The sequence below is a fragment of the Altererythrobacter chaiwopuensis genome, from assembly GCF_054957735.1.
Map to the genome: position 1 here is coordinate 912,946 of NZ_JBTXJF010000001.1, position 21,073 is coordinate 934,018.

18 protein-coding genes and 1 pseudogene are annotated in these 21,073 nt (G+C 63.0%); 11 read left to right on the top strand and 8 right to left on the bottom strand.

Translation table 11 applies throughout. From position 1 onward, the window contains the following. The first annotated feature begins 82 nt into the window (after window positions 1-82). Both bufB and ACX3VQ_RS04520 read left to right on the top strand, forming a co-directional pair. Window positions 83-922 (top strand): MNIO family bufferin maturase, encoded by an 840-nt coding sequence (gene bufB, locus ACX3VQ_RS04515; protein WP_462579745.1) that lies wholly within the window; start codon window positions 83-85, stop codon window positions 920-922. After that, window positions 919-1,713: an HvfC/BufC family peptide modification chaperone gene (locus ACX3VQ_RS04520; protein ID WP_462579746.1), complete on the top strand. Its 795-nt coding sequence runs from the start codon at window positions 919-921 to the stop codon at window positions 1,711-1,713. The genes bufB and ACX3VQ_RS04520 overlap by 4 nt, the downstream gene beginning before the upstream one ends. A 75-nt stretch (window positions 1,714-1,788) precedes the next feature. On the opposite strand, the gene ACX3VQ_RS04525 is transcribed toward ACX3VQ_RS04520, so the two are convergent. Both ACX3VQ_RS04525 and ACX3VQ_RS04530 read right to left on the bottom strand, forming a co-directional pair. Next, on the bottom strand, window positions 1,789-2,739 hold the full coding sequence (locus ACX3VQ_RS04525; RefSeq protein WP_462579748.1) for an SDR family NAD(P)-dependent oxidoreductase: 951 nt from the start codon (window positions 2,737-2,739) through the stop codon (window positions 1,789-1,791). Then, window positions 2,736-3,266 (bottom strand): N-acetyltransferase family protein, encoded by a 531-nt coding sequence (locus ACX3VQ_RS04530; RefSeq protein WP_462579749.1) that lies wholly within the window; start codon window positions 3,264-3,266, stop codon window positions 2,736-2,738. The genes ACX3VQ_RS04525 and ACX3VQ_RS04530 overlap by 4 nt, the downstream gene beginning before the upstream one ends. A 132-nt stretch (window positions 3,267-3,398) precedes the next feature. On the opposite strand from ACX3VQ_RS04530, the pseudogene ACX3VQ_RS04535 reads away from it, so the two are divergent. Next, window positions 3,399-3,814: pseudogene (locus tag ACX3VQ_RS04535) on the top strand (isoaspartyl peptidase/L-asparaginase); the annotation flags it as partial. A 9-nt stretch (window positions 3,815-3,823) separates the two neighbouring features. Here the strand turns inward: ACX3VQ_RS04535 and ACX3VQ_RS04540 are convergent. Beyond that, on the bottom strand, window positions 3,824-5,191 hold the full coding sequence (locus ACX3VQ_RS04540; protein WP_462579750.1) for a L,D-transpeptidase family protein: 1,368 nt from the start codon (window positions 5,189-5,191) through the stop codon (window positions 3,824-3,826). Between the two features lie 193 nt (window positions 5,192-5,384). On the opposite strand from ACX3VQ_RS04540, the gene ACX3VQ_RS04545 reads away from it, so the two are divergent. From ACX3VQ_RS04545 to ACX3VQ_RS04555, 3 genes are all read left to right on the top strand, one after another. After that, entirely contained in the window at window positions 5,385-6,272 is an 888-nt protein-coding gene (locus ACX3VQ_RS04545) for a DMT family transporter (protein WP_462579751.1), read from the top strand. Between the two features lie 125 nt (window positions 6,273-6,397). Continuing rightward, the gene (gene acnA / locus ACX3VQ_RS04550; RefSeq protein WP_462579753.1) at window positions 6,398-9,070 is read left to right on the top strand and encodes an aconitate hydratase AcnA; all 2,673 of its coding nucleotides are present in this window, start codon (window positions 6,398-6,400) and stop codon (window positions 9,068-9,070) included. Continuing rightward, window positions 9,060-9,458 (top strand): rhodanese-like domain-containing protein, encoded by a 399-nt coding sequence (locus tag ACX3VQ_RS04555; protein WP_462579754.1) that lies wholly within the window; start codon window positions 9,060-9,062, stop codon window positions 9,456-9,458. The genes acnA and ACX3VQ_RS04555 overlap by 11 nt, the downstream gene beginning before the upstream one ends. 385 nt (window positions 9,459-9,843) lie before the next feature. Here ACX3VQ_RS04555 and ruvB read toward each other — a convergent pair whose 3' ends face one another. Then, window positions 9,844-10,887, bottom strand: a complete 1,044-nt coding sequence (gene ruvB, locus ACX3VQ_RS04560; protein ID WP_462579756.1) for a Holliday junction branch migration DNA helicase RuvB — start codon at window positions 10,885-10,887, stop codon at window positions 9,844-9,846. Between the two features lie 219 nt (window positions 10,888-11,106). Then, window positions 11,107-11,709 carry a Holliday junction branch migration protein RuvA gene (gene ruvA, locus ACX3VQ_RS04565; protein ID WP_462579757.1) on the bottom strand — a complete coding sequence of 201 codons (603 nt, stop codon included), beginning with the start codon at window positions 11,707-11,709 and terminating at the stop codon, window positions 11,107-11,109. 367 nt (window positions 11,710-12,076) lie between these two features. Between ruvA and aroC the strand changes: the two genes are divergently transcribed. From aroC to ACX3VQ_RS04580, 3 genes are all read left to right on the top strand, one after another. Further along, a complete protein-coding gene (aroC, locus tag ACX3VQ_RS04570) occupies window positions 12,077-13,159 on the top strand; it encodes a chorismate synthase (RefSeq protein ID WP_462579758.1) in 1,083 nt (360 codons plus the stop codon). Between the two features lie 172 nt (window positions 13,160-13,331). Beyond that, a complete protein-coding gene (gene katG / locus ACX3VQ_RS04575; protein ID WP_462579760.1) occupies window positions 13,332-15,539 on the top strand; it encodes a catalase/peroxidase HPI in 2,208 nt (735 codons plus the stop codon). A gap of 122 nt (window positions 15,540-15,661) precedes the next feature. After that, window positions 15,662-16,279 carry a Pr6Pr family membrane protein gene (locus tag ACX3VQ_RS04580; RefSeq protein ID WP_462579761.1) on the top strand — a complete coding sequence of 206 codons (618 nt, stop codon included), beginning with the start codon at window positions 15,662-15,664 and terminating at the stop codon, window positions 16,277-16,279. On the opposite strand, the gene ACX3VQ_RS04585 is transcribed toward ACX3VQ_RS04580, so the two are convergent. From ACX3VQ_RS04585 to ACX3VQ_RS04595, 3 genes are read right to left on the bottom strand one after another with little or no spacing between them, the layout of a single operon-like run. Beyond that, the gene (locus ACX3VQ_RS04585) at window positions 16,263-16,814 is read right to left on the bottom strand and encodes a Smr/MutS family protein (protein WP_462579762.1); all 552 of its coding nucleotides are present in this window, start codon (window positions 16,812-16,814) and stop codon (window positions 16,263-16,265) included. The two genes, ACX3VQ_RS04580 and ACX3VQ_RS04585, sit on opposite strands and share 17 nt — an antisense overlap. Next, the gene (gene mltA, locus ACX3VQ_RS04590; protein WP_462579764.1) at window positions 16,811-17,980 is read right to left on the bottom strand and encodes a murein transglycosylase A; all 1,170 of its coding nucleotides are present in this window, start codon (window positions 17,978-17,980) and stop codon (window positions 16,811-16,813) included. The genes ACX3VQ_RS04585 and mltA overlap by 4 nt, the downstream gene beginning before the upstream one ends. 34 nt (window positions 17,981-18,014) lie before the next feature. Beyond that, entirely contained in the window at window positions 18,015-18,680 is a 666-nt protein-coding gene (locus ACX3VQ_RS04595; RefSeq protein ID WP_462579766.1) for a Tim44/TimA family putative adaptor protein, read from the bottom strand. 251 nt (window positions 18,681-18,931) lie between these two features. Here ACX3VQ_RS04595 and secB point away from each other — a divergent pair, with 251 nt between their 5' ends. Beyond that, a complete protein-coding gene (gene secB, locus ACX3VQ_RS04600; RefSeq protein ID WP_462571283.1) occupies window positions 18,932-19,459 on the top strand; it encodes a protein-export chaperone SecB in 528 nt (175 codons plus the stop codon). A 31-nt stretch (window positions 19,460-19,490) separates the two neighbouring features. Beyond that, window positions 19,491-21,056, top strand: a complete 1,566-nt coding sequence (murJ, locus tag ACX3VQ_RS04605; RefSeq protein ID WP_462579768.1) for a murein biosynthesis integral membrane protein MurJ — start codon at window positions 19,491-19,493, stop codon at window positions 21,054-21,056. Window positions 21,057-21,073: the final 17 nt, after the last annotated feature.

Sequence of the window (21,073 nt, forward strand, 5' to 3'; positions counted from 1 at the left end):
AGATGGCCCGGCGCCCGCAATCCCAACCCCTGAATCCCTGTAGGGTGCCGGGCCATCACTTTTTGATGTATCTTGAATGGATATGAATCAGATCGAACCATTCGGCGGATTCGGGCTTGGCCTGCGCCGCACGCATTACGCCGATTTCCTTGATAGCGACGTGGCAGTCGATTTCGTCGAGGTTATCAGCGAGAATTACATGCTTGATGGCGGCCGTCCGCTGCGAATTCTCGAACAGGTGCGCGAAAAACATCCCGTGATCATTCACGGCGTGTCGATGTCAATCGGTTCTGCCAGCGGGCTCGATCGCCAATATCTCGACAAGCTCAAGCGGCTCGAACGCCGCATCAATCCGCTGTGGGTATCGGACCATTTGTGCTGGACCCGCACCAGCGCGCATAACAGCCACGATTTATTGCCGCTCCCGCTGACCGAGGAAGCGTTGGGCGTGGTCTGCGCCAATATCGAGCGCGCGCAGGATCATCTCGGGCGCGCGATGCTGTTCGAAAATCCCTCAAGTTACCTGACATTTCCCGAAGACGAGTTCACCGAATGGGAATTCATCAGCGAGATGGCGCGCCGCACAGGTTGCTACCTGCTGCTGGACGTCAACAATATCTATGTCAGCGCGCGCAACCACGGGTTCAGCGCGGGTGATTATATTGCCGGTCTGCCGATGGAGCGCGTGCGCCAAATTCACCTTGCCGGGCATACCCCTGGCCAGATCATCATCGACACGCATGACCGCGAAGTGTGTGACGAAGTCTGGGCGCTCTATGCCCGTGCGATGGCGAAGATCGAGCAGCCGGTCGCCACCATGATCGAGCGCGACGACAAGATCCCGCCGCTGGGCGAGCTGCTTGACGAGCTGGATCAGGCGCGCAAGCTTGCCGCCTCGGCCCGGCCGAGTGTTGCGGCATGAACGATACACCATCCCTTGCCGAGCGGCAGGCCGCCTTCATGGCACAAGTGCTGTTTGATGAGGCCCCGCTGCCGCAGGGCTGGAATGATCGCCACGCAGCGGGGATCGAGGTTTATCGCGGCAACTATCGATCTTCGCTCATCGAGGCGCTCAAAAGCACTTATGAAAAGACCGAGCGCTGGGTTGGTGAGGATGCCTTTCGCCGCGCCGCCGCGCATCATGTGATCACCAATCCGCCAACCAGCTGGACGCTTGACGATGCGGGCGCAGGGTTTGACGCAACCTGCGCCGAGCTGTTCCGCAACGACCCCGAAGTGGCAGAGCTTGCCTGGCTGGAATGGGCCATGTTTCAGGCATTCACTTCGGCCGATGTCGCATCGCTCGATGCTGACGGGTTTACCTGGCAGACGGGCGGCTTCGGGGAAGAGGAATGGACCAATCTACGGCTCGAATTCCTGCCGGGGGCCGCATCGCGCCAAGTCTCGCACAATATGCGGGCGATCTGGAACGCGCTTGGCGAAGACGAGCTGGTGCATGTGGCAACTGCGCTGGCCGAACCGCAATCGGTGCTGGTCTGGCGCGAAGGCGAACGCGCGACATTCATGATGGGAAGCGTTGAGGAAGCACGTGCCTTTGCCGCGCTCCAGGGCGGCATGCCCTATGGCGAGATGTGCATGATGCTGGCAGGCGAGGAGGCGACGGCCGATGAGGCGCAGCAGGCAGCGATGCGCGCGGGCGCATTGCTCGGGCGCTGGCTCAACGAAGGCCTGATTGCTGCGCTCAGAACCTGATGGCATCATGACCGGTCTGTAATCTCGCCGCGCCGGAGGGCGATTTCGCGGCGGGCCAGGGTTTGCAACCAGGCGTTAGATCTCGAAGTCTTCACCCACCAATCGCTCGCTCAGGCTCCACAGCCGTTCGGCCGTGGCGGGATCGAGTGCATAGCTGCGTACCCCGCGTTCGCTGGAAGTGTCATCGACTTCGGCGACATGGCAGTCCTCGCAATAAACCCCGCCCTTGCCCGCAAGCTCGGGCGCACTTGCCGCCCAGCAAGTTGTCGCCGCGCCCTGCTCTACCGTTTTCCAGGCGAAGTTCTGGTCCGCCTCTGTCACTCTAGCGAGCAGTGCGGCGCGATCCTGCTCCGTCAGATGGCGGCCAAGATTGGTCACGATCCCGCCCGGATGCACCGCAAACACATCGATCCCCTTGCCCTTGAGGCGTTCGTCCAGCGCCACCGTGAACAGCACATTGGCGGTTTTCGACTGGCCGTAACTGGCCCATTTTTCGTATTCGCGGTGCTCGAAATTGGGATCGTCGAGATGCACCTTGTCCATGTGGTGCCCCCGGCTCGAAAGGTTGACGATCCGCTTGCCAGCGCCTTTCTCGACCAATGGCAGAAGGTATTTTGTGAGCAAGAAATGCCCCAGATGATTGGTGCCGAACTGCATCTCGAACCCATCGGCGGTATGGCTGAACGGACACGCCATGACCCCGGCATTGTTGATCAGCAGGTCGATCCTGTCGAAACGCTGGTTCGCTTCCTTGCCGCAATTCCGCACGCTGGCGAGCGCAGCGAGATCCACCACGATCGTCTCGACAATTGCCCCCTCCACCTCGCGCTCGATCTCTTCCCTGGCCTGATCGAGCTTGTCCTGGTCGCGCGCCGCCAGGATGACATGCGCGCCTTTCGCGGCCATTGCCCGCGCGGTTTCCAGACCCAGGCCCGAGGCCCCACCCGTGATGAACACGATATTGCCGGAAAGATCATGCCCTGCCAGCACCTCGTCGGTGGTCGATTGTGCATTGAACTGGCTCATGGTCTTGTGCTCCTTTCGAGGCGTAATTCGTAGAGGAATTCCGGGTCGACATGATCGCCGACAGTGAAGGTGATATCCGCGATCTTGGCGAAACCATAGCGTTGATAGAACCGCTGTGCGCCGAAGTTTTCAGCATAGACAGAAAGCTGGATCGCGTCGCAGACCAGCGAGAGGGCGTGATCGAGCGCCCAATCCATCAACGCCGCGCCAATGCCTCGCCCGGTTTGGCCGGGCGCCGTATAGAGCTGCCCCAGCTCGATCGGGTTCTGCGCGTCGGAACGGGCGGTAAAACAGCTGGGATAGCGCAGCTTGCAATAGCCCACCAGTTCCCCGCCCTCCTCCGCCAGCGCGTGGCGGCATTCCGCGCCGGTCACCTCCTCCGCGACAGAATGCTGCGAATAGACCTGCTCGAGAAAGGCGGAGAGATCCTGTGGCCGATAGAGATGCGCGAAACTGGCGCAGAAGCTCTCGCGCCCGAGCCTTGCGAGTTCGGGAACGTCCTCAAGGGTGGCAGGCCGCAGGATCATTGCGCGGCTCTTATCCTGCCTCACCTCGGTTGTTAAGCGCTGGCGCCCAGCCAAGCCTATGATGGATGGGCAGCATGACGATTTTCAGACCGCTGCTCGCTGCCTTTGCTATCCTGTTCGCTTCACCTGCCCTGGCGCAGGACTGGTCAATCGCCATTCATTGCGGGGCGGGGACCTATGCCGACAATCGCAGCTGCGCCATTTCCGCCACCGGGTGGGGCGAATTCTTTATCCGCGTTGGGGTAGCCCACGAAATTTGCACCCGGATTAGGATTGGCAAGGAAAGCGAGAGCCGCAGCGTGCGCGGTGTGCTGCGTTCACTGACAGGCCAGCGCGACCGCGAAGCACGCCGCGCGCGAGAAGAACAACATGCGCAGGCAATTGCCGATGCGGTAATGAGTGAAGTGGCTGAACTGGGCGGCGATGGCGGTGTCATCCTGGTCACGCCCGAAGGCGACGCGCTGTTCAGCTTCAACACATCGGGCATGTATCGCCGCCGTGCATCCAGCAGCGGCATCAATGAAGTCGCGATTTTCGCTGAGGAATAACGCCCAGGGTCAGCCCGCAGCGCGAGGGTCGTTTTCGATCACGATCACTTCCTCGTCGCTGGTGCGCGCGCGATTCTGAACCCGCGGCTGGTCGAGGCTGGCAAGCAACGGCGCATCGCGCTCATAAATATCCTTGAAGGTCGCCAGTTCGCCATCGATGTCGCTCGCCATGGTGAAATAGGTGATATAGACGGGCAAGCGCTTCTCGATCGGCACCAGCGTATATTCGCCCGAGGTTGCGATCTCGACCGCCTCCTCCTTGCTCGCCCCCTTGCCCAGTATCGCCATGGTGATCGCCAGTTCCAGCGCCCGCTCGGTTCTGATGCAGCCATGGCTGAGCGCGCGATCGTCGGTAGCGAAGAGATGCCGCGAAGGCGTGTCATGCAGAAAGATCGCGTGCTCATTGGGCATTTCGAGCTTCATCCGGCCGAGCGAATTGCCCGGGCCAGGCTGCTGCACCACAGTGATCCAGCCGCCTTCGCCCTTTGTTGCCTTATAGCCATTGGCGCGCGCCCAGGCCGGGTTGCTGAGCACTTTCTGGCCCAGCCCTTCACCGACGACGATCGACTGCGGCACGGTCCACGTGGGGTTGAACACCACCCCTTCGACCATTTCGGCCAGCTGAGGGGTCGCGGTGCGGCCCGGCTTGCCCACGATGGTGCGATAGGTGCTGATAATCTTGTCATTCACAGTCAGGCGCAGCTGGTATTCGGGCACATTGGTGATCAGATACTGGCTGCCCAGGTCGCGGGCGAGCCAGCGCCAGCGGTCCATATTGGCACGGATAAGCTTGCGCTTCTCGACCTCATCCTGCGGCGTATCCGCCAAAGCCTGCCGCAGACGGGCATAATCGGGATGGCTCGGGTTGAGCTGCATCAGCGTGCCCGCGATGTCACCGCTCTCCAGCGCCGCGCGCATCAATTCGCCGCTGCGGTAGAGGTCACGGTCGGGATCGATCACGAACCACTGCTTGCGGGCCGACATTGGCGTGCGCCCGTCGCGCAAGTCCTCCACCAGCCACACAAAATTGCGACTGGCAATTTCATTCAACGCATCCGAGGCTCCGCGGCCGATCTCCGCCAACAGGCCTTCGAGTTCATAATCGGAACGGTTCAATCCTTCCGCTTCGATCCCGCGCATGACCATGGCCAGGGCCGATGCCTGTTGCGGCGTCCATGGCTGGACCAGCGGGACCACCTCGGCCCCGTATTCGCCCTGCACCACCGGATCGGAGACCATGCGCGGAAAAGCTTCTTCCATGCTTTGGGGCGCGCGCTCGTCCGCTTCATCCTGCGCAGCCTGCGCCAGCAAAGCCTCAGGCGTGCTTTCTTGCGCGAAAGCAGCCCCGCCCGCCAGCACTAGTACGGCCGATGCCATCAACCAATCGCGCACTCGACATGTCATTTCGATTCAAGCTCCTAAGCGCCGCTAACGGCGCGATTCCGGTGTGCTGGGCACAATACTGTACGTGCGAGCGTCTATCAATCACCGCGCCTTTCACTCGCCTGAATTGGCTCGTCAGTTAAGGAAGGATTTGAATGCGGCGCAGCTTGGTGCCTATAGCGCAAGGGTGAGCTCGCCGCGCCATTCCATCCTGCCATTTCTCGCCTGTCTGGCCGGCATCGCGCTGTTTTCGGCCATGGATGCAGTGATGAAAAGCGCCTCGCTGGCGGTAGGTGCCTACAGTGCCTATTTCCTGCGCTGCGTGATCGGCTTTTGCATGATCGCCCCGGTATGGTGGTGGCAGACACGCCGGTGGCCCCGGCGCGACGCGCTGAAGGTGCATCTCAAGCGCGGCGTGGTGGTCGCCTTCATGGGCTGGACCTTCTTCTTCGCGCTTACCCGCCTCCCACTGGCCGAAGCGATCGCGCTGTCCTTTATCGCCCCGTTGCTGGCGCTTTATCTTGCCTCTGTTCTGCTGGGCGAGAGGATCGAGCGCAAGGCCATCATCGCCGCGCTGCTGGGCCTTGCCGGAGTTATCGTGATCATTGGCGGGCGCATCGGGCGCGAGCGGATGAGCGACGAGGCCATGACCGGGCTTGTCGCGCTGCTGCTGTCGGCAATGCTTTATGCCTGGAGCCTGGTGCTGCAACGCCAGCAAGCCTTGCTGGCAAGCCCCAGTGAGGCAAGCACCTTCCAGAATGGCATCGCCGGCCTGGTGCTGCTTGGGGGCACCCCGCTGTTGCTGCAATGGCCGGGCAGCCAGCGCGTATGGCTGGAGATTTCCGCAAGCGCAGTGCTGGCGGTTGGCGCAGCGCTGTTCCTTACCTGGGCATACCGCCGCGCCGAGGCCCAGGCCCTGGTGCCGATCGAATACACCGGCTTCCTGTGGGCGGCGCTGTTTGGATGGCTGTTCTTCGCCGAACGGGTGACCGCCAGCACGGTCGCTGGAGCGCTGCTGATCGTGATTGGCTGCTGGATCGCGACCCGCGCCCGCCTGGAACAAAGCGCTGTCTAAGCGGATTTTACCTCCCGGCGCCCCCTTGACCAAACGCGCCGTGTAGAGCAGGTGCGCGGCAGAAATATCCGGCCCGCCGGCTCTCCAGGCGAGGCTGATCAAAATCTCTAAGAAAGGACGATCGCATGACCCAGATCGGCAAGGACACGCTCGCAACTCGCTCAACCCTGAAGGTAGGCGGGAAGGAATACGCCTATTACTCATTTGCCAAGGCTTCTGAGACGATCGGCGACATTTCGCGCCTGCCGATCTCGATGAAGGTGCTGCTGGAAAACATGCTGCGGTTCGAGGATGGCGGCTTTACCGTGGGCACAGACGATATCCAGGCCATCGCCGACTGGCAGAAGAACCCCGTCACCGGCAGCGAGATCCAGTACCGTCCGGCGCGCGTGCTGTTGCAGGATTTCACCGGCGTGCCTTGCGTGGTTGACCTGGCCGCGATGCGCGATGCGATCGCCAAACTGGGTGGCGACACCGCCAAGATCAATCCGCTGGTGCCAGTCAACCTGGTTATCGACCATTCGGTGATGGTCGACGAATTCGGACACCCCAAGGCCTTCGCAAAGAACGTCGAACTGGAATATGCCCGCAATGCCGAGCGTTACGACTTCCTCAAATGGGGCTCGAAGAGCTTCCAGAACTTCTCCGCTGTCCCCCCTGGTACCGGCATCTGCCACCAGGTGAACCTTGAGCACATCGGCAAGGGCGTGTGGTCGAGCGAAGACGAAAATGGCGAGCTCGTTGCCTATCCCGACACTTGCGTGGGCACTGACAGCCACACCACCATGATCAACGGCCTGGGTGTGCTGGGCTGGGGTGTGGGCGGCATCGAAGCCGAAGCGGCCATGCTAGGGCAGCCGGTATCGATGCTGATCCCCGAAGTCGCTGGCTTCCGGCTGGATGGTGCGCTGGGCGAAGGCGTGACCGCGACCGACCTCGTGCTCACCTGCGTGCAGATGCTGCGTGCGCATGGCGTGGTCGGCCGCTTCGTCGAATTCTACGGCCCGGGCGTGTCCAACCTCAGCCTGGCCGACCGCGCGACCATCGCCAATATGGCGCCCGAATATGGCGCAACCTGCGGCTTCTTCGGCGTGGACGACAAGACGCTTGATTACCTGCGCCTCACTGGCCGGAGCGAAGAGCAGATCGCGCTGGTCGAAGCCTATTCGAAGGAGCAGGGCATGTGGTTCGATCCGGCCAACGAGCCGGTCTTCTCCAGCACGCTGTCGCTCGACATGTCGGCAGTTGTGCCCTCGCTCGCCGGGCCCAAGCGCCCGCAGGACAAGGTCATCCTTCCCGAAGTGGACGAGCTGTTCAATTCTGACCTTTCCAAACTCTATGGCAAGTCCGCGCCCGCGCGCGTACCGGTCGAAGGCAAGGATCACGACATCGGCGATGGCGACGTTGTCATCGCCGCGATCACCAGCTGCACCAACACCTCGAATCCCGATGTGATGATTGCCGCCGGCCTGGTTGCCAAGAAGGCCAATGAGCGCGGCCTCAAGCCCAAGCCCTGGGTCAAGACCAGCCTCGCACCGGGATCGCAGGTGGTGACTGACTATCTCGTGAAATCCGGCCTGCAGAACCATCTCGATGCGATCGGATTCGATCTGGTCGGCTATGGCTGCACCACCTGTATCGGCAATTCCGGCCCGCTCGCCCCGCCGATCAGCAAGGCAATCAATGGCAATGACATTGTCGCCGCCTCGGTGCTGTCGGGCAACCGCAATTTCGAAGGCCGCGTGTCGCCCGACGTGCGCGCCAACTTCCTCGCTTCACCGCCGCTGGTGGTGGCCTATGCGCTTCTGGGCACGGTGACCGAAGACATCACCACCTCCCCGATCGGGCAGGACCAGCACGGTAACGACGTGATGCTGGCCGACATCTGGCCGTCGAACCTGGAGGTGGCTGATCTGCGCGCCAGCTCGATCGACCGCGAAATGTTCGAGAAACGCTATGCCGACGTCTACTTGGGCGACGAGCACTGGCAGGCGATCAAGGTCGAAGCCAGTGACACTTACCAATGGCGCCCGGGTTCGACCTATGTCGCCAACCCGCCCTATTTCGAGGGCATGGAAATGACCCCCGCCCCGGTGACCGATATCCGCGATGCCAGGCCCCTGGCGATCCTGGGTGACAGCGTAACCACCGATCACATCAGCCCCGCTGGTTCGATCAAGGAAGACAGCCCGGCCGGCAGCTATCTGATGGAAAACCAGGTTTCGAAGGCGGATTTCAACTCCTACGGATCGCGCCGCGGCAACCACGAAGTGATGATGCGCGGCACCTTTGCCAATATCCGTATCAAGAATGAAATGGTACCGGGCGTCGAAGGCGGCTTCACCAGCTACAATGGCGAGCAGATGGCCATTTACGACGCGGCGATGAAGCACAAGGCCGACGGCACCCCGCTGGTGGTGATCGGCGGCAAGGAGTACGGCACCGGTTCCAGCCGTGACTGGGCCGCCAAGGGCACTATCCTGCTGGGCGTTCGCGCGGTGATCGTCGAAAGCTTCGAGCGGATCCACCGGTCGAATCTGGTTGGCATGGGCGTGCTCCCGCTGCAGTTCAAGAATGGCGACACGCGCGAGACGCTGGGCCTGACCGGCGATGACAGCTTCACCATCAAGGGCCTTGCCAGCATGACGCCGCAACAGGACGTCGAAGTGGAGGTGACCCGCGCCGATGGCACCAGCTTCACCTTCACCGCGCAATCCCGGATCGATACCGCCAACGAGATGGAGTATTACCGCAATGGCGGCATCCTCCATTATGTGCTCAGGAAGCTTGCTGCCTAGGGCCGCAAGGCTGCTGCTGACGGCGCTGGCGGCGCTGGCGCTTGCCGCCTGCGCCGCGCCGGTCGATCCGTCCAAGGTTCAGGCGGTGGAGGCGGCCCAGCTTGCGGACGCGATCGATGCGGGCAAGGTTCGCCTGATCGACGTACGCCGCGCCGACGAAGTGGCCGAGGGCATGATCGCGGGGGCCGAGCATATCCCCATCGGTGAGTTCGATCCGGCTATGCTTGATCTTTCGGACGGGCGCGAAGTCGTATTCTATTGCCATTCCGGCCGCCGCTCCGCGCGGGCGGCACAGCAACTTTCAAACCGCATCGGCAAAAAGGTCAAACATCTTGAAGGCGGAATTGACGCATGGGAAGCCGCGGCGCTTCCCATAACCCGGCCCTGAGCGAGCAGGAAAGCGGCAAAAGAATGGGCGGCACCGCAATGCGCGAGCCGCCCTTTGACCAGGTTTAATCCCCATGTCGGAAGCTGGAGACTAAGCGCTTCCTCACAGGGCTTGCCTTAACCTGCTCCACGGGTCGCAGTGGAGCGGGCCAGTCACAAGAGGGTACCGGGCGGCTGCGGCGCCCCCCAAAATAGAGCCGCAGCCGCCCTGCGATTGGACCAGGCCAACCGGTTGATCCTGTTGGACCATGGCGGCCCGAGTCGCGGCAATGCAATTAACCATGTCTGGAACCCGATCGGCCCCTGAAACCTGCATAAATGCGCCAAGTCTGCATGCCCTGTCCCACTGCGGGACCGCCAGGACCGCAGGGATTAACCGATTCGCATTAACCCTCGTCCTCGAACAGGCCGACTTGCGAGCCCGGGGGCGCGGCTTTTGGCGGCTGCATTTCGAGATGCTCCCACCCGGCATCGTTGAGCACTCGCCCGCGCGCGGTGCGGGCAAGCAGGCCAAGCTGGATCAGGTAAGGTTCGATGACGTCTTCAACGGTGTCGCGCGGTTCGGCGAGCCCCGCCGCCAGCGTCTCGACCCCCACCGGGCCGCCTTTATAGGTCGTCGCGATCATGGCGAGATAGCGCCGGTCCATCGCATCTAGGCCCAGCCGGTCGATTTCCAGCCGGATCAGCGCATCATCGGCGATCGCGCGTGTCACCAGCCCGTCACCTGCCACATGGGCAAAGTCGCGCACCCGGCGCAGCAGACGCCCTGCAACGCGCGGGGTGCCGCGGCTGCGCCGCGCAATCTCGCGCGCGCCCTGTGCATCGATGTCGAGGCCCAAGAGGCGCGCGCCGCGCGATACCACCAGCTCAAGCTCGGCATGGGTGTAGAAATTGAGCCGCACCGGAATGCCGAAGCGATCGCGCAAAGGCGTGGTCAGCAGGCCCTGCCGCGTGGTCGCGCCGATCAGTGTGAAGGGCGGCAGGTCGATCCGCACGCTGCGCGCCGATGGCCCCTCGCCGATGATAAGGTCGAGCGCACGGTCCTCCATTGCCGGATAGAGAATTTCCTCCACCACCGGATTGAGGCGGTGGATCTCGTCGATGAACAGCACGTCATGCGGTTCGAGATTGGTGAGGAGGGCCGCAAGGTCGCCCGCCTTGGCGATCACCGGGCCGCTGGTGGCGCGAAAGCCTACGCCCAGTTCCTTCGCCACGATCTGCGCCAGCGTGGTCTTGCCCAGCCCCGGCGGGCCGAAGAACAGCGTGTGGTCCATCGCCTCTGCCCGCGAACGGGCGCTCTCGATGAACACGCGCAGATTGTCGCGCGCCGCCTCCTGCCCGATGAATTCGGCGAGCGATTTGGGCCGCAGCGCCGCATCGGGATCGTCGGGTTGGCGGTCAGCCGCATGGAGGGGAATGGGATCGGTCATCGAGAAATCCAGGCAAATCGCATGATGGATGCTGGAAGCGAAGCTGTGCTTTCGCAACCGGGTTCAGCATGACGGGAAGGATAAGCCGCCTCCATCACCCCGCCGCCCCCTTCAGCGCCAAATCCAAACCGTCATTGCGAGGGGCGAAGCCCCGCGGCAATCCAGCGGTCTGAATCTGGAGTGCGTCGCTACGCTCGCAATGACGAGAGTGGTTGACCATCACCCTGCCGCCTTCTTCAATGCCACGCGGATGAGGTCGGCTTCGCTTGCATCCTCGCCCAGTTCGCCCTGTGCGCGCGCGACTGCCTGCGCCGCCACGCCGGGCTTGAAGCCCAGGTTTTCCAGCGCGGAAACCGCATCGGCGCTAGCGCCGCCAACCGGCGCCGCGACTGCGCCTACCGCTCCGCCGCCGCCCGGCAGCACGCCCGCCCGATCCTTCAATTCGTTGACGATGCGCGCAGCGAGTTTCGGCCCCACGCCTTGCGCACGCGCGACCATTGCCGCATCGCCGCCCGCACAGGCATCGCGCAGTTCGCCCGTCGACAGCGCCGAAAGAACGCTGAGCGCCATCTTGCTCCCCACTCCCTGCACGCTGGTGAGCAAGCGGAACCAGTCACGCTCTGCGCTATCTGCAAAGCCCAGCAGGCGCATGTCGTTCTCGGAAACCTGAAGATCGGTATAGACCGTGCAGGCCTCTCCCTGCTCGCCAAGCGCGCTGAGCGTCCTGGCAGAACAATGGACGAGATAGCCCACGCCCTGCACGTCGATCACCGCCCAGTCGGTGCCAGTTTCATCGAGCAGGCCCCGAAGTTTCGCAATCATATGGCGCGCTTTGCGATCATGTTCTGTTCTTGGCGTAACGACCGGCGAATTTCCAGTGGATCGGTAGAGTTATCGTCATTGCGAATGAAGTGAAGCAATCCAGGGCCGGACGATGGATTGCCGCGCAGCCGTGCGGCTGCTCGCAATGACGAGGTGTGAGAACCAAATCCACGAGAGGAAATCCCACAGGATGGAACACATGGAACACGGTCCAATAGATAAAAAACAGGCAGGTGCATCCGCCGTGGGAACACGGGGCAGTCCGGGCGCAAGACGTGGGGCATTGCGCAATCCTGCCACACCGGTTCGAAGTAGGAAATTCGTCCCCCGCTCGACACGAACGGAGTAATCGCTATGAAACGGCGCCATGAGCTGGAACACATTCGGACGCGTGCTGCGCTTTACAACCTGGGGCGAGAGCCACGGCCCGGCGCTGGGCGCTGTGGTGGATGGCTGCCCTCCGCGCATCGCGTTGAGCGAGACCGACATCCAGCCCTTCCTCGATGCGCGCAGGCCGGGGCAGAATCGGTTCACCACGCAGCGGCAAGAGGCTGACCTGGTGCGCATCCTTTCGGGCGTGTTCGAAGGGCAGACCACCGGCACGCCGATTTCGCTGATGATCGAGAACACCGACCAGCGATCGAAAGATTATTCGGAGATCGCCAAGGCCTATCGTCCCGGCCATGCCGACTATGCTTATGACGCGAAATACGGCATCCGCGACTATCGCGGCGGCGGGCGTTCCTCTGCACGCGAAACCGCCGCAAGGGTGGCGGCGGGCGCGGTGGCGCGGCTGATCATCCCCGAAGTGAGCATCATGGCCTATGTCTGCGAACTGGGCGGCGATGCGATCGACCGCGAGGCGATCGACATGGAAGAGATTGGCAACAATGCCTTCTTCTGCCCCGATCCGGCAGCGGCGAAGCGCTGGGAGGAAAAGGTCGATGCCGCGCGCAAGGCAGGCAGTTCATTGGGCGCGGTGGTCGAATGCGTGGCAACGGGTGTGCCCGCCGGCTGGGGCGCGCCGGTCTATGCCAAGCTCGACAGCGATCTCGCCGCCGCGATGATGAGCATCAATGCGGTCAAGGGCATCGAGATCGGTGACGGTTTCGCCGCTGCGCGATTGACGGGCGAGGAAAATGCCGATCCGATGCGGCCCCCAGAGCCGGGAAGCAACGATGGCAAGCCGCGCTTCACTGCCAACCATGCCGGCGGCACGGCGGGCGGGATCTCGACCGGCCAGCCAGTAGTGTGCCGGGTGGCGTTCAAGCCCACCAGCTCGATCCTCACCCCGGTTGAAACGATCACGTCAGACGGCGAAGCTACCGAAATCCGCACCAAGGGACGGCATGATCCGTGCGTGGGCATTCGCGGCACCCCGGTGGTCGCGGCGATGATGGCGCTGGTGCTGGCTGACCACAAGCTGCTGCACCGGGCGCAGACAGGGTAGCGACAGCGCGGCAGAAGCGCCCTCCGGCCTTTGCAATAGCGCCTGGCTGAAATCGCTTCATTCGATCAATCAGCGCATTTTAATCGATTGGACAGTTCACGCCCAGAAGCGCATCCTATGGCTATAAAGCTCGGCTATCGTCCGAGTCCCCTAGCAAGAGGAGAAATTCCAGATGGACGCGAAGACCGGAGAAATGAGCGGCGGCTGTCCCTTCAACGGTGATGGCGTAGCTCGATCGCTGCTGGGCCGCACCAATAAGGATTGGTGGCCCGACCAGCTGCAACTCGATATCCTGACCCAATCGGGCAAGAACCCTGACCCGATGGGCGATGACTTCGATTATTGCGAAGCCTTCAACGCGCTCGACTACAAGGCGCTGAAGGCTGACCTGACCGCGCTGATGACCGACAGCCAGGACTGGTGGCCAGCCGATTATGGCCATTACGGCCCCTTCTTCATCCGTATGGCGTGGCACGCGGCAGGCACCTATCGCACTGGTGACGGGCGCGGCGGCGCGGGCAGCGGGCAGCAGCGCTTTGCTCCGCTCAACAGCTGGCCCGACAATGGCAATCTCGACAAGGCGCGCCGCCTGCTGTGGCCGATCAAGCAGAAATACGGCAAGCACATCAGCTGGGCCGATCTGTTCATCCTCACCGGCAATGTCGCCATCGAATCGATGGGCGGCCCGGTGTTCGGCTTTGGCGGCGGCCGCAAGGACGTGTTCGAGCCGGAGACGGTGTATTGGGGCACCGAAGAACAATGGGTCAACGAAGGCGTTGCCACCCGCATCCTGCCCGATGAAGGCAAGGCGCTGGAAAACCCGTTGGCGGCAATCCAGATGGGCCTGATATACGTCAATCCCGAAGGGCCGGGCGGCAACCCGCACGATCCCGAGGGCATGGCGCGCGACATCCGCGAAACCTTTGCCCGCATGGCGATGAACGACGAGGAGACGGTTGCGCTTACCGCCGGGGGCCACGCGTTTGGTAAGGCCCACGGCGCCCACCCGGCAGATACGTTCGGCGGCGCTCCGGAAAGCGAAACGCTGGAATTGCAGGGCTTTGGCTGGCTCAACGATCCCGAGGAAATCGCCAAGGGCAACATCACCACTTCGGGCATCGAAGGGGCATGGTCGAACAACCCCACCCAGTGGGGTGGCGATTACTTCCGCCTGCTGTTCAAATATGAATACGAGCTGGTGAAATCGCCTGCGGGCGCGTTTCAGTGGCAGCCGATCGGACAATCGGAAGAGGACATGGCGCCCGATGCGCGCGATCCGTCGAAAAAGGTCCCGACCATGATGACCACGGCGGACATGGCGCTGAAGCGCGATCCGGAATACCGCAAGATTTCCGAACGCTTCCGCGATGATCAGGCCGCGCTCGACGATGCCTTTGCCCGCGCATGGTTCAAGCTGTGCCACCGCGACATGGGCCCCAAGGTGCGTTACCTTGGCCCCGAAGTGCCGGCGGAAGATCTGATCTGGCAGGATCCGGTCCCGGCCGGCAGCACGCCTTCGGACAGCGCTGTCGCGCAATTCAAATCGGCAGTTCTGGCAAGCGGGCTCACCGTCAGCGAACTGGTCAAGGCAGCCTGGGCTTCAGCCTCGACCTATCGCAATTCGGACAATCGCGGCGGAGCCAATGGGGCGCGCTTGCGGCTTGCCCCGCAAAAGGGCTGGGCGGCCAACGATCCCGACGAACTGGCCAAGGTCCTTGCCAAGCTCGACGAATTGCGCGGCGATATCTCGATGGCCGATGCGATCGTGCTGGCGGGCGCCGCCGCGGTCGAAAAGGCGGCGAAGGATGGCGGCCATTCGGTCAGCGTCGATGTGACCACCGGGCGCGGCGATACCAGCCAGGAGCAGACCGATGCCGAAAGCTTCGAGCCGCTCGAACCCTTCGCTGACGGGTTCCGCAATTACCTGCGCACCAAGGCAAGCGTGAAGACCGAGGACATGCTGGTCGACAGGGCGCACCTGCTGGGCCTGTCGATCCCGGAAATGACGGCGCTGGTGGGCGGCATGCGGGCGCTGGGCGCCATCAGCGGCAATACCGGCCACGGCGTCCTGACCAATCGGGTTGGCACCTTGTCGAACGACTTCTTCGTCAACCTGCTCGACATGGGCACCAAGTGGGAAGCGGCGGAAGGCTCGGGCGATGAGGAATTCATCGGCCGCGATCGCAAGAGCGGCGCGGAAAAATGGCGCGCCACCCGCACCGATCTGGTGTTCGGTTCGAACTCGCAGCTGCGTGCAGTGGCGGAAACCTATGCCGAAGCCGGCGGCGAGGAACGCCTGGTGCGCGATTTCGCCAGGGCCTGGACCAAGGTGATGGATGCTGACCGCTTCGACATCACCCACGCCAAGTACCATAGCTGAGCGGCATCTGACCCTCGTGACCCGACGCCCTCAAGGGGCCGCAACAGAGCCCCCGGCCATCCGGCCGGGGGTTTTGCGTTGGCAGCTAGGCACAGGTGGCGCTTGGGACTAGAGCGCAGGAAATGAACCAGCCTCTCTCACGCACTGCCCGCCTTATTGCCGCAGCCATCGGGATGCTCGCATTGGCCAGCCTTGCACTGCAGACCACCATCAATCTCGAGAGTGATGGTTCGCCGCTGGTGTCTTTCGCGCTGCTGCTAAGGTTCTTCACCATCTGGAGCAATCTTGCAGCCGGACTGATCCTGCTGTGGGTCGCAGCCGGAAAGGGCATCGGCGAGCGGGTGCCGTTCGGGCTGGCGACCGCGCTTGGCGTGGTGGCCCTGGTCTATCACGCACTCCTCGCAGCCGATCATGATCCGGTCGGGCTCGACTGGTGGACCAATCTCGCCTTCCATACTGTGGTCCCGGCAGCCACCATCTTCTGGTGGATCGCCTGGTCCGACCGGGCGCAGCTGACCTGGCGCTCGCTGCCATTGGTGACGCCGGCACCGGTCGCCTACACCATTTTCGCGCTGCTCTATGGCGCGGCAAGCGGCTTCTATCCCTATTTCTTCCTCGATTTGCCAAGTGTCGGATGGCTGCAATTGCTGTTCAACATCACCGGGTTGGCGCTGTTCTTTGTGGCGATGGGCGCAATCCTGCTGGGCCTGAGGCGACTGTTGCCTAGCGCGCGCGTTTGAGCACCAGGTAGATCGCGCCTTCGCCGCCATGGCGGATATGCGCCTTGCGCACCGCAGAGATCGCACCGGAATGGCGGCTGGCGGCCAGCCAGTCGAGCAGCTTCGCCCGGATCGCGCCGCGGCGATGCTGGCGGTCTGCGGGATCGACCGGCCGTTCGCGGCCCGCGATCAGCAGCACCACGCGCGCGTCCATCGTGCGCGCCTGGTCGAGCCCCGCCATCAGCCTGTCATAGGCAGTTTCGAGCGTGTGGCCGTGCAGGTCGAGCGTGAAATCGGGCTGGACCATGCCGACCTTGAACCGGCGATCCCAATGCGAGTCGAGCCCCGGCGACGCAGGTGGCGCGTGGCGCACCGCAATCGCTGGCTTTGCCGCAGGCATCACGGGTTTGGGGGCGGGGCGCAGCAGCGTGTCGCCATGCGGTGCTGCATTGTTTGGCACCTTGGGCCGCTTGCGCCCCTCTAGCGGGGTCACGCTGGCGGCCAGTTTCGCCCAGGCTGCTTGTTCTTCGGCAGAAAGGCCGCGCGGGACACTCATGGTTCGCCCACGAGCCGTTCGACGGAAGGTTTGGGCAGCAGCACCAGCGCACTGCCCGATGCGCTCATCCCGCCTGCAATTTCGCGGGCATCATCGCCCGCCCCCCAGAATGTATCGAAGCGGTTGGCGCCCTTGATCGCGCCGCCGGTGTCCTGCGCGATCCACAGTCCGTCGGCCTCGTCGCGCTCCATGTCGAGCCAAACCGGAGCCCCCAGCGGCACGAAGCGCGGGTCCGCTGCGACCGAGCTTTCGCGCCGCACCGGCACTTCGAGCGCGCCCAGCGGCCCGTCTCCCTCAAGTTCGCGGAAGAACACCCAGCTGGGGTTCATCCGCATGACCTCTTGCCCTTCTGCCGGGTTGTCGCGCAGCCAGGCCACAATCCCCTGCATTGACAGCGGATATTGCCCCGGTCCCTCGCCCAGATAGCCGCGCTCGCGCAGCACTCGCCCGATCGCGACATATTCGTGACCGTTCTGCCCGGCATAGCCGATGCGAGTGACATGGCCATCGGGCGTCCTAAGCAGGCCCGAACCCTGGATCTGGAGGAAAAAGAATTCAACCTGATCGGCTGCCCATGCAAGCTCAAGCCCGCGCCCGGCCAGCGCACCATCGTCGATTTCGCCGCGGGTGTAATAGGGGATGAAGGCGCCGCTGGCGTCATATCGGCCAAGCGGCGGGCGGCCGCTGCGTTCAGCCTCGGGGACATCTGCTGGCCATGCCCGAACAAGCTCGGGCGGCATGGAGTAGACAGGCACTTCGCAGCCCGGCTGGCGGATGCGGCATCCGGCAATCTCGGGCTCGAAATAACCGGTCGCAAAGGCCGCGCCGTCAGCCACGCGAACCGCACTGAAAAAGCTTTCGAAAAAACCGCGCGCATTGCCATAGGTCCAGCCGGGCGCGGCGTCACAAGCGGCCTGCCAGTCGCTCGCCCGGGTCAAACCGCTCTGGTCATCACGCGCGAGCAGTTTGGGGCAGGATTCGGCAAAGCTAGCCAGCGCAGCTGCGGCATCGACCTCTTCCATACCCAGCGCGGCCAACTCAGCCCCGGCGGTCACCCCGGCCATCAGCGCGCTGGTGGGCGGCGGGGGCGAGCTCACGCGGGCGCAAGCCGCCAGCGCCAGCACAGCCACAACAACCGACGCGGATCTCGATCTGCGCCGGTTCATGGCGGTTCTCCTCAATAGGAATGCGGCGAGGCGCTCAGCCCTCGTCGGTCTCGTCAAGCAACCAGTCAGGCGCCGCGGACGTGACATCGCGCGAGAAGGTCCAGACATCGCGGCTTTCCACCGCATCGTCGAGCGATCCGGCGATGACATTGCCTTCCTTGTCGCGCGTGACCGCAGCGATATCCGACACGAACAGCACCGCAACACGCGCCATTCGCCCGTCAAGCACAGCCGAATGTATGCGGGTGTCCTCTATCCGGATCAACTTGTTGTCGAGCGTCTGCCGAGCCGCTTCCCGCGCGTCGATCGCGCCGCTGAAACCGGCGTAGACATCGTCATCGCACAGTTCCTTCAGCGTCTCGCGATCACCGTTCCAGAAGGCTTCCAGCACCATCTCATAAGCGCCCTTGGCACCCGCGAGAAAGGCGGTGATATCAAATCGCGGGTCAGCCGCGGCAATCTCGCGCACGCCCCGCTCAACCGCCGGCACCAGGCCATCAAGCCGGTTCTGTGGAGCAATCTGGACAACCGTTTGTGCGGCAGGTTTCGGGGCGGCGGCCTGGGCACGATCCTCATCACCTGCCCCGAAGCGATGCGGAATCGACTCTTCTTCATGTTCGGCACGCTGGCCAAGCACGGAATAGAGCCTGAGGCCAAGAAAGGCCGCAATCATGGCGAGAATGACAATTTCAACAATCACTTGATCTATCCAGCGGTTGGCAAGCGCGGAACAGCCGCGCCTTCTTTTGCCCCTTTGACGACAGATAGGACTTTAGAGGCCCCTCGACAACGGCGGATCGGGAGATTCGGTCCCTTTTTTCTGATGCCATGGTATAGTCGCATCGGTTGCGGGAACCGCGCTTGGATGCTAGGCGGCGCGCCAAACCACCACGCAGGTGGCATCCCGATCGTATATTCCTCACAAACAAACACGTGAAAGAGCACCGAACAATGGCCGACGAAGGCGATATCCTGACCGATCTCAATCCAACCCCACCGCAGGGCAATGGCGCAGATACACTGCCGTCCGCCGGAATTATCACGCAATATGTCAAAGATCTTTCGGTTGAGAATCCCAATGCGCCCGAGGTGTTCCAGTGGAAGGAACAACCGCAGATCGACTTGCAGTTCAACATCGGCGCAAACAAGATCAGCGATGAAGTGACCGAGGTCGAGCTCAAGGTGAATGTCACCGCCAAGTCATCGCAGGGCAACGCCTACCTGGTCGAGCTGGCTTATTGCGGACTTATCGGCATCCGTAATGTGCCCGAGGACCAGGCGCATGCCTTCCTTTTTGCCGAAGCGCCACGCCTGCTGTTCCCTTTCGCCCGCGCAGTTGTGGCCGACGCAGTACGTGACGCCGGGTTCCAGCCATTGATGATCGACCCGATCGATTTCAACGGGCTCTACATCCAGCAGCTGCAAGCCAAGCGCGAGCAGGAAGCGGCGGCTGCCGAATCGCCCGCCAGCGAGGCCTGAGCGAGCCTCGGTTTGATCGGGCGGTTCTGACATGAGCCTGGTCAAGAACGTGGGAACGATCGGTGGGCTGACCGCCGTCAGCCGCGTGTTCGGCTTTGTCCGCGACATCATGCTGGCCCGCGTACTGGGCGCGGGCGGCGTGGCCGACGCCTGGCAGCTTGCCTTCCAGCTGCCCAACCTGTTCCGCAGACTTTTCGCCGAAGGTGCCTTTGCCAGTGCCTTCGTGCCGCTATTCAACCGTCACATGGCCGAAGGCGAAAGCGAGGCCCGCCGCTTTGCCAGCGAAGTGCTGGCAATCCTGCTTCCGATACTGGTGCTGTTCGGCGCCATTATGATGTTGGCCATGCCGTGGGTGCTGTGGCTGTTCGCCAATGCCCAGTTGCGTGCAGACCCTGGAACCTATGCGCAGGCGGTCAAGATGGGGCAGATTGCCTTCCCCTATCTGCTGTTCATGAGCCTCGCCACGCTGACTGCGGCGGTTCTCAACTCGCTGTCGCGCTTTGCCGCAGCGGCAGCAGCTCCGATCCTGCTCAATATCTGCCTGCTGGTGGCGCTGTTCTGGGGGGCGGCCCAGCCGAGCGGTGAGGCGACACGCCAGCAGGTAGGGCTTTACCTGGCGGTTGCAGTCTCGGTTAGCGGGCTGCTCCAGCTCGCCTGGCTCGGCTACTGGATGCGCAGGGCGGGCTTTTCGATCCCGCTGCGCCGCCCGCGCCTCACCCGGCAGGTGAAGGAAATGTTCATCCTGATCGTGCCCGCCGTGTTCGGCGCCGGCGTTTACCAGATCAGCCGCTTCATCGATCTGGCCTTCATCCGCGTGCTGCCCGATGGCAGCCTGACCTATATGGCCATGGCTGACCGCTGGAACCAGCTGCCGCTGGGAATCATCGGTATCGCGCTGGGCACCGCTATACTGCCCGCGCTGAGCCGCTTCATCGCGCGTGAGGAGGGCGAGGAAGCGCAGCGCCTGCAATCCAACGCGATCGAACTGTCGATGCTGCTCACCGTGCCCGCCGCCGTGGCGTTGTTCGTAACCGGCAGCGCTTTTGTGCGGGTGTTCATGCAGGCCGGAGCATTCACGCCTGAAGATGCCGCGATCACGGGGATGCTGGTTTCCGGCCTGGTCATTGGCCTGCCGGCCTATGTGCTGGTCAAGGTGCTGACCCCCAATTTCTTCGCCCGCAAGGATACTCGCACCCCGGTGATCACCGCCGCGATCAGCCTGACGGTGGCGGTGGCGCTCAATCTCTATTTCGTGCCGCGCATCGGCGTACTTTCGCTCGCCGTGGCGGGCGCAGCGGGGGCCTGGGTCAACACAGCGATGCTCTATGGCATATTGGTGCGGCGCGGGTTTTTCCGTTTGACCGCACGCGTCACGGGCCGGCTGGCGCGCATCACCCTTGCCGCCCTGCCGATGGGTGCGGCGCTGTGGCTGGCGATGATCTATGGCGACCCCTATTTCAGCGGCTCGACAATCGAACGCGGGCTGTCGATCATGGCGCTGATGCTTATCGGCATCGCCACTTATGCGATTTTCGCCGTGTTGCTTGGGGTGCTCGACAAGGCGGCGGTCCAGCGCCTAATGCGCCGCCAGGCCTAAGTACCAGTTCAGAGAAT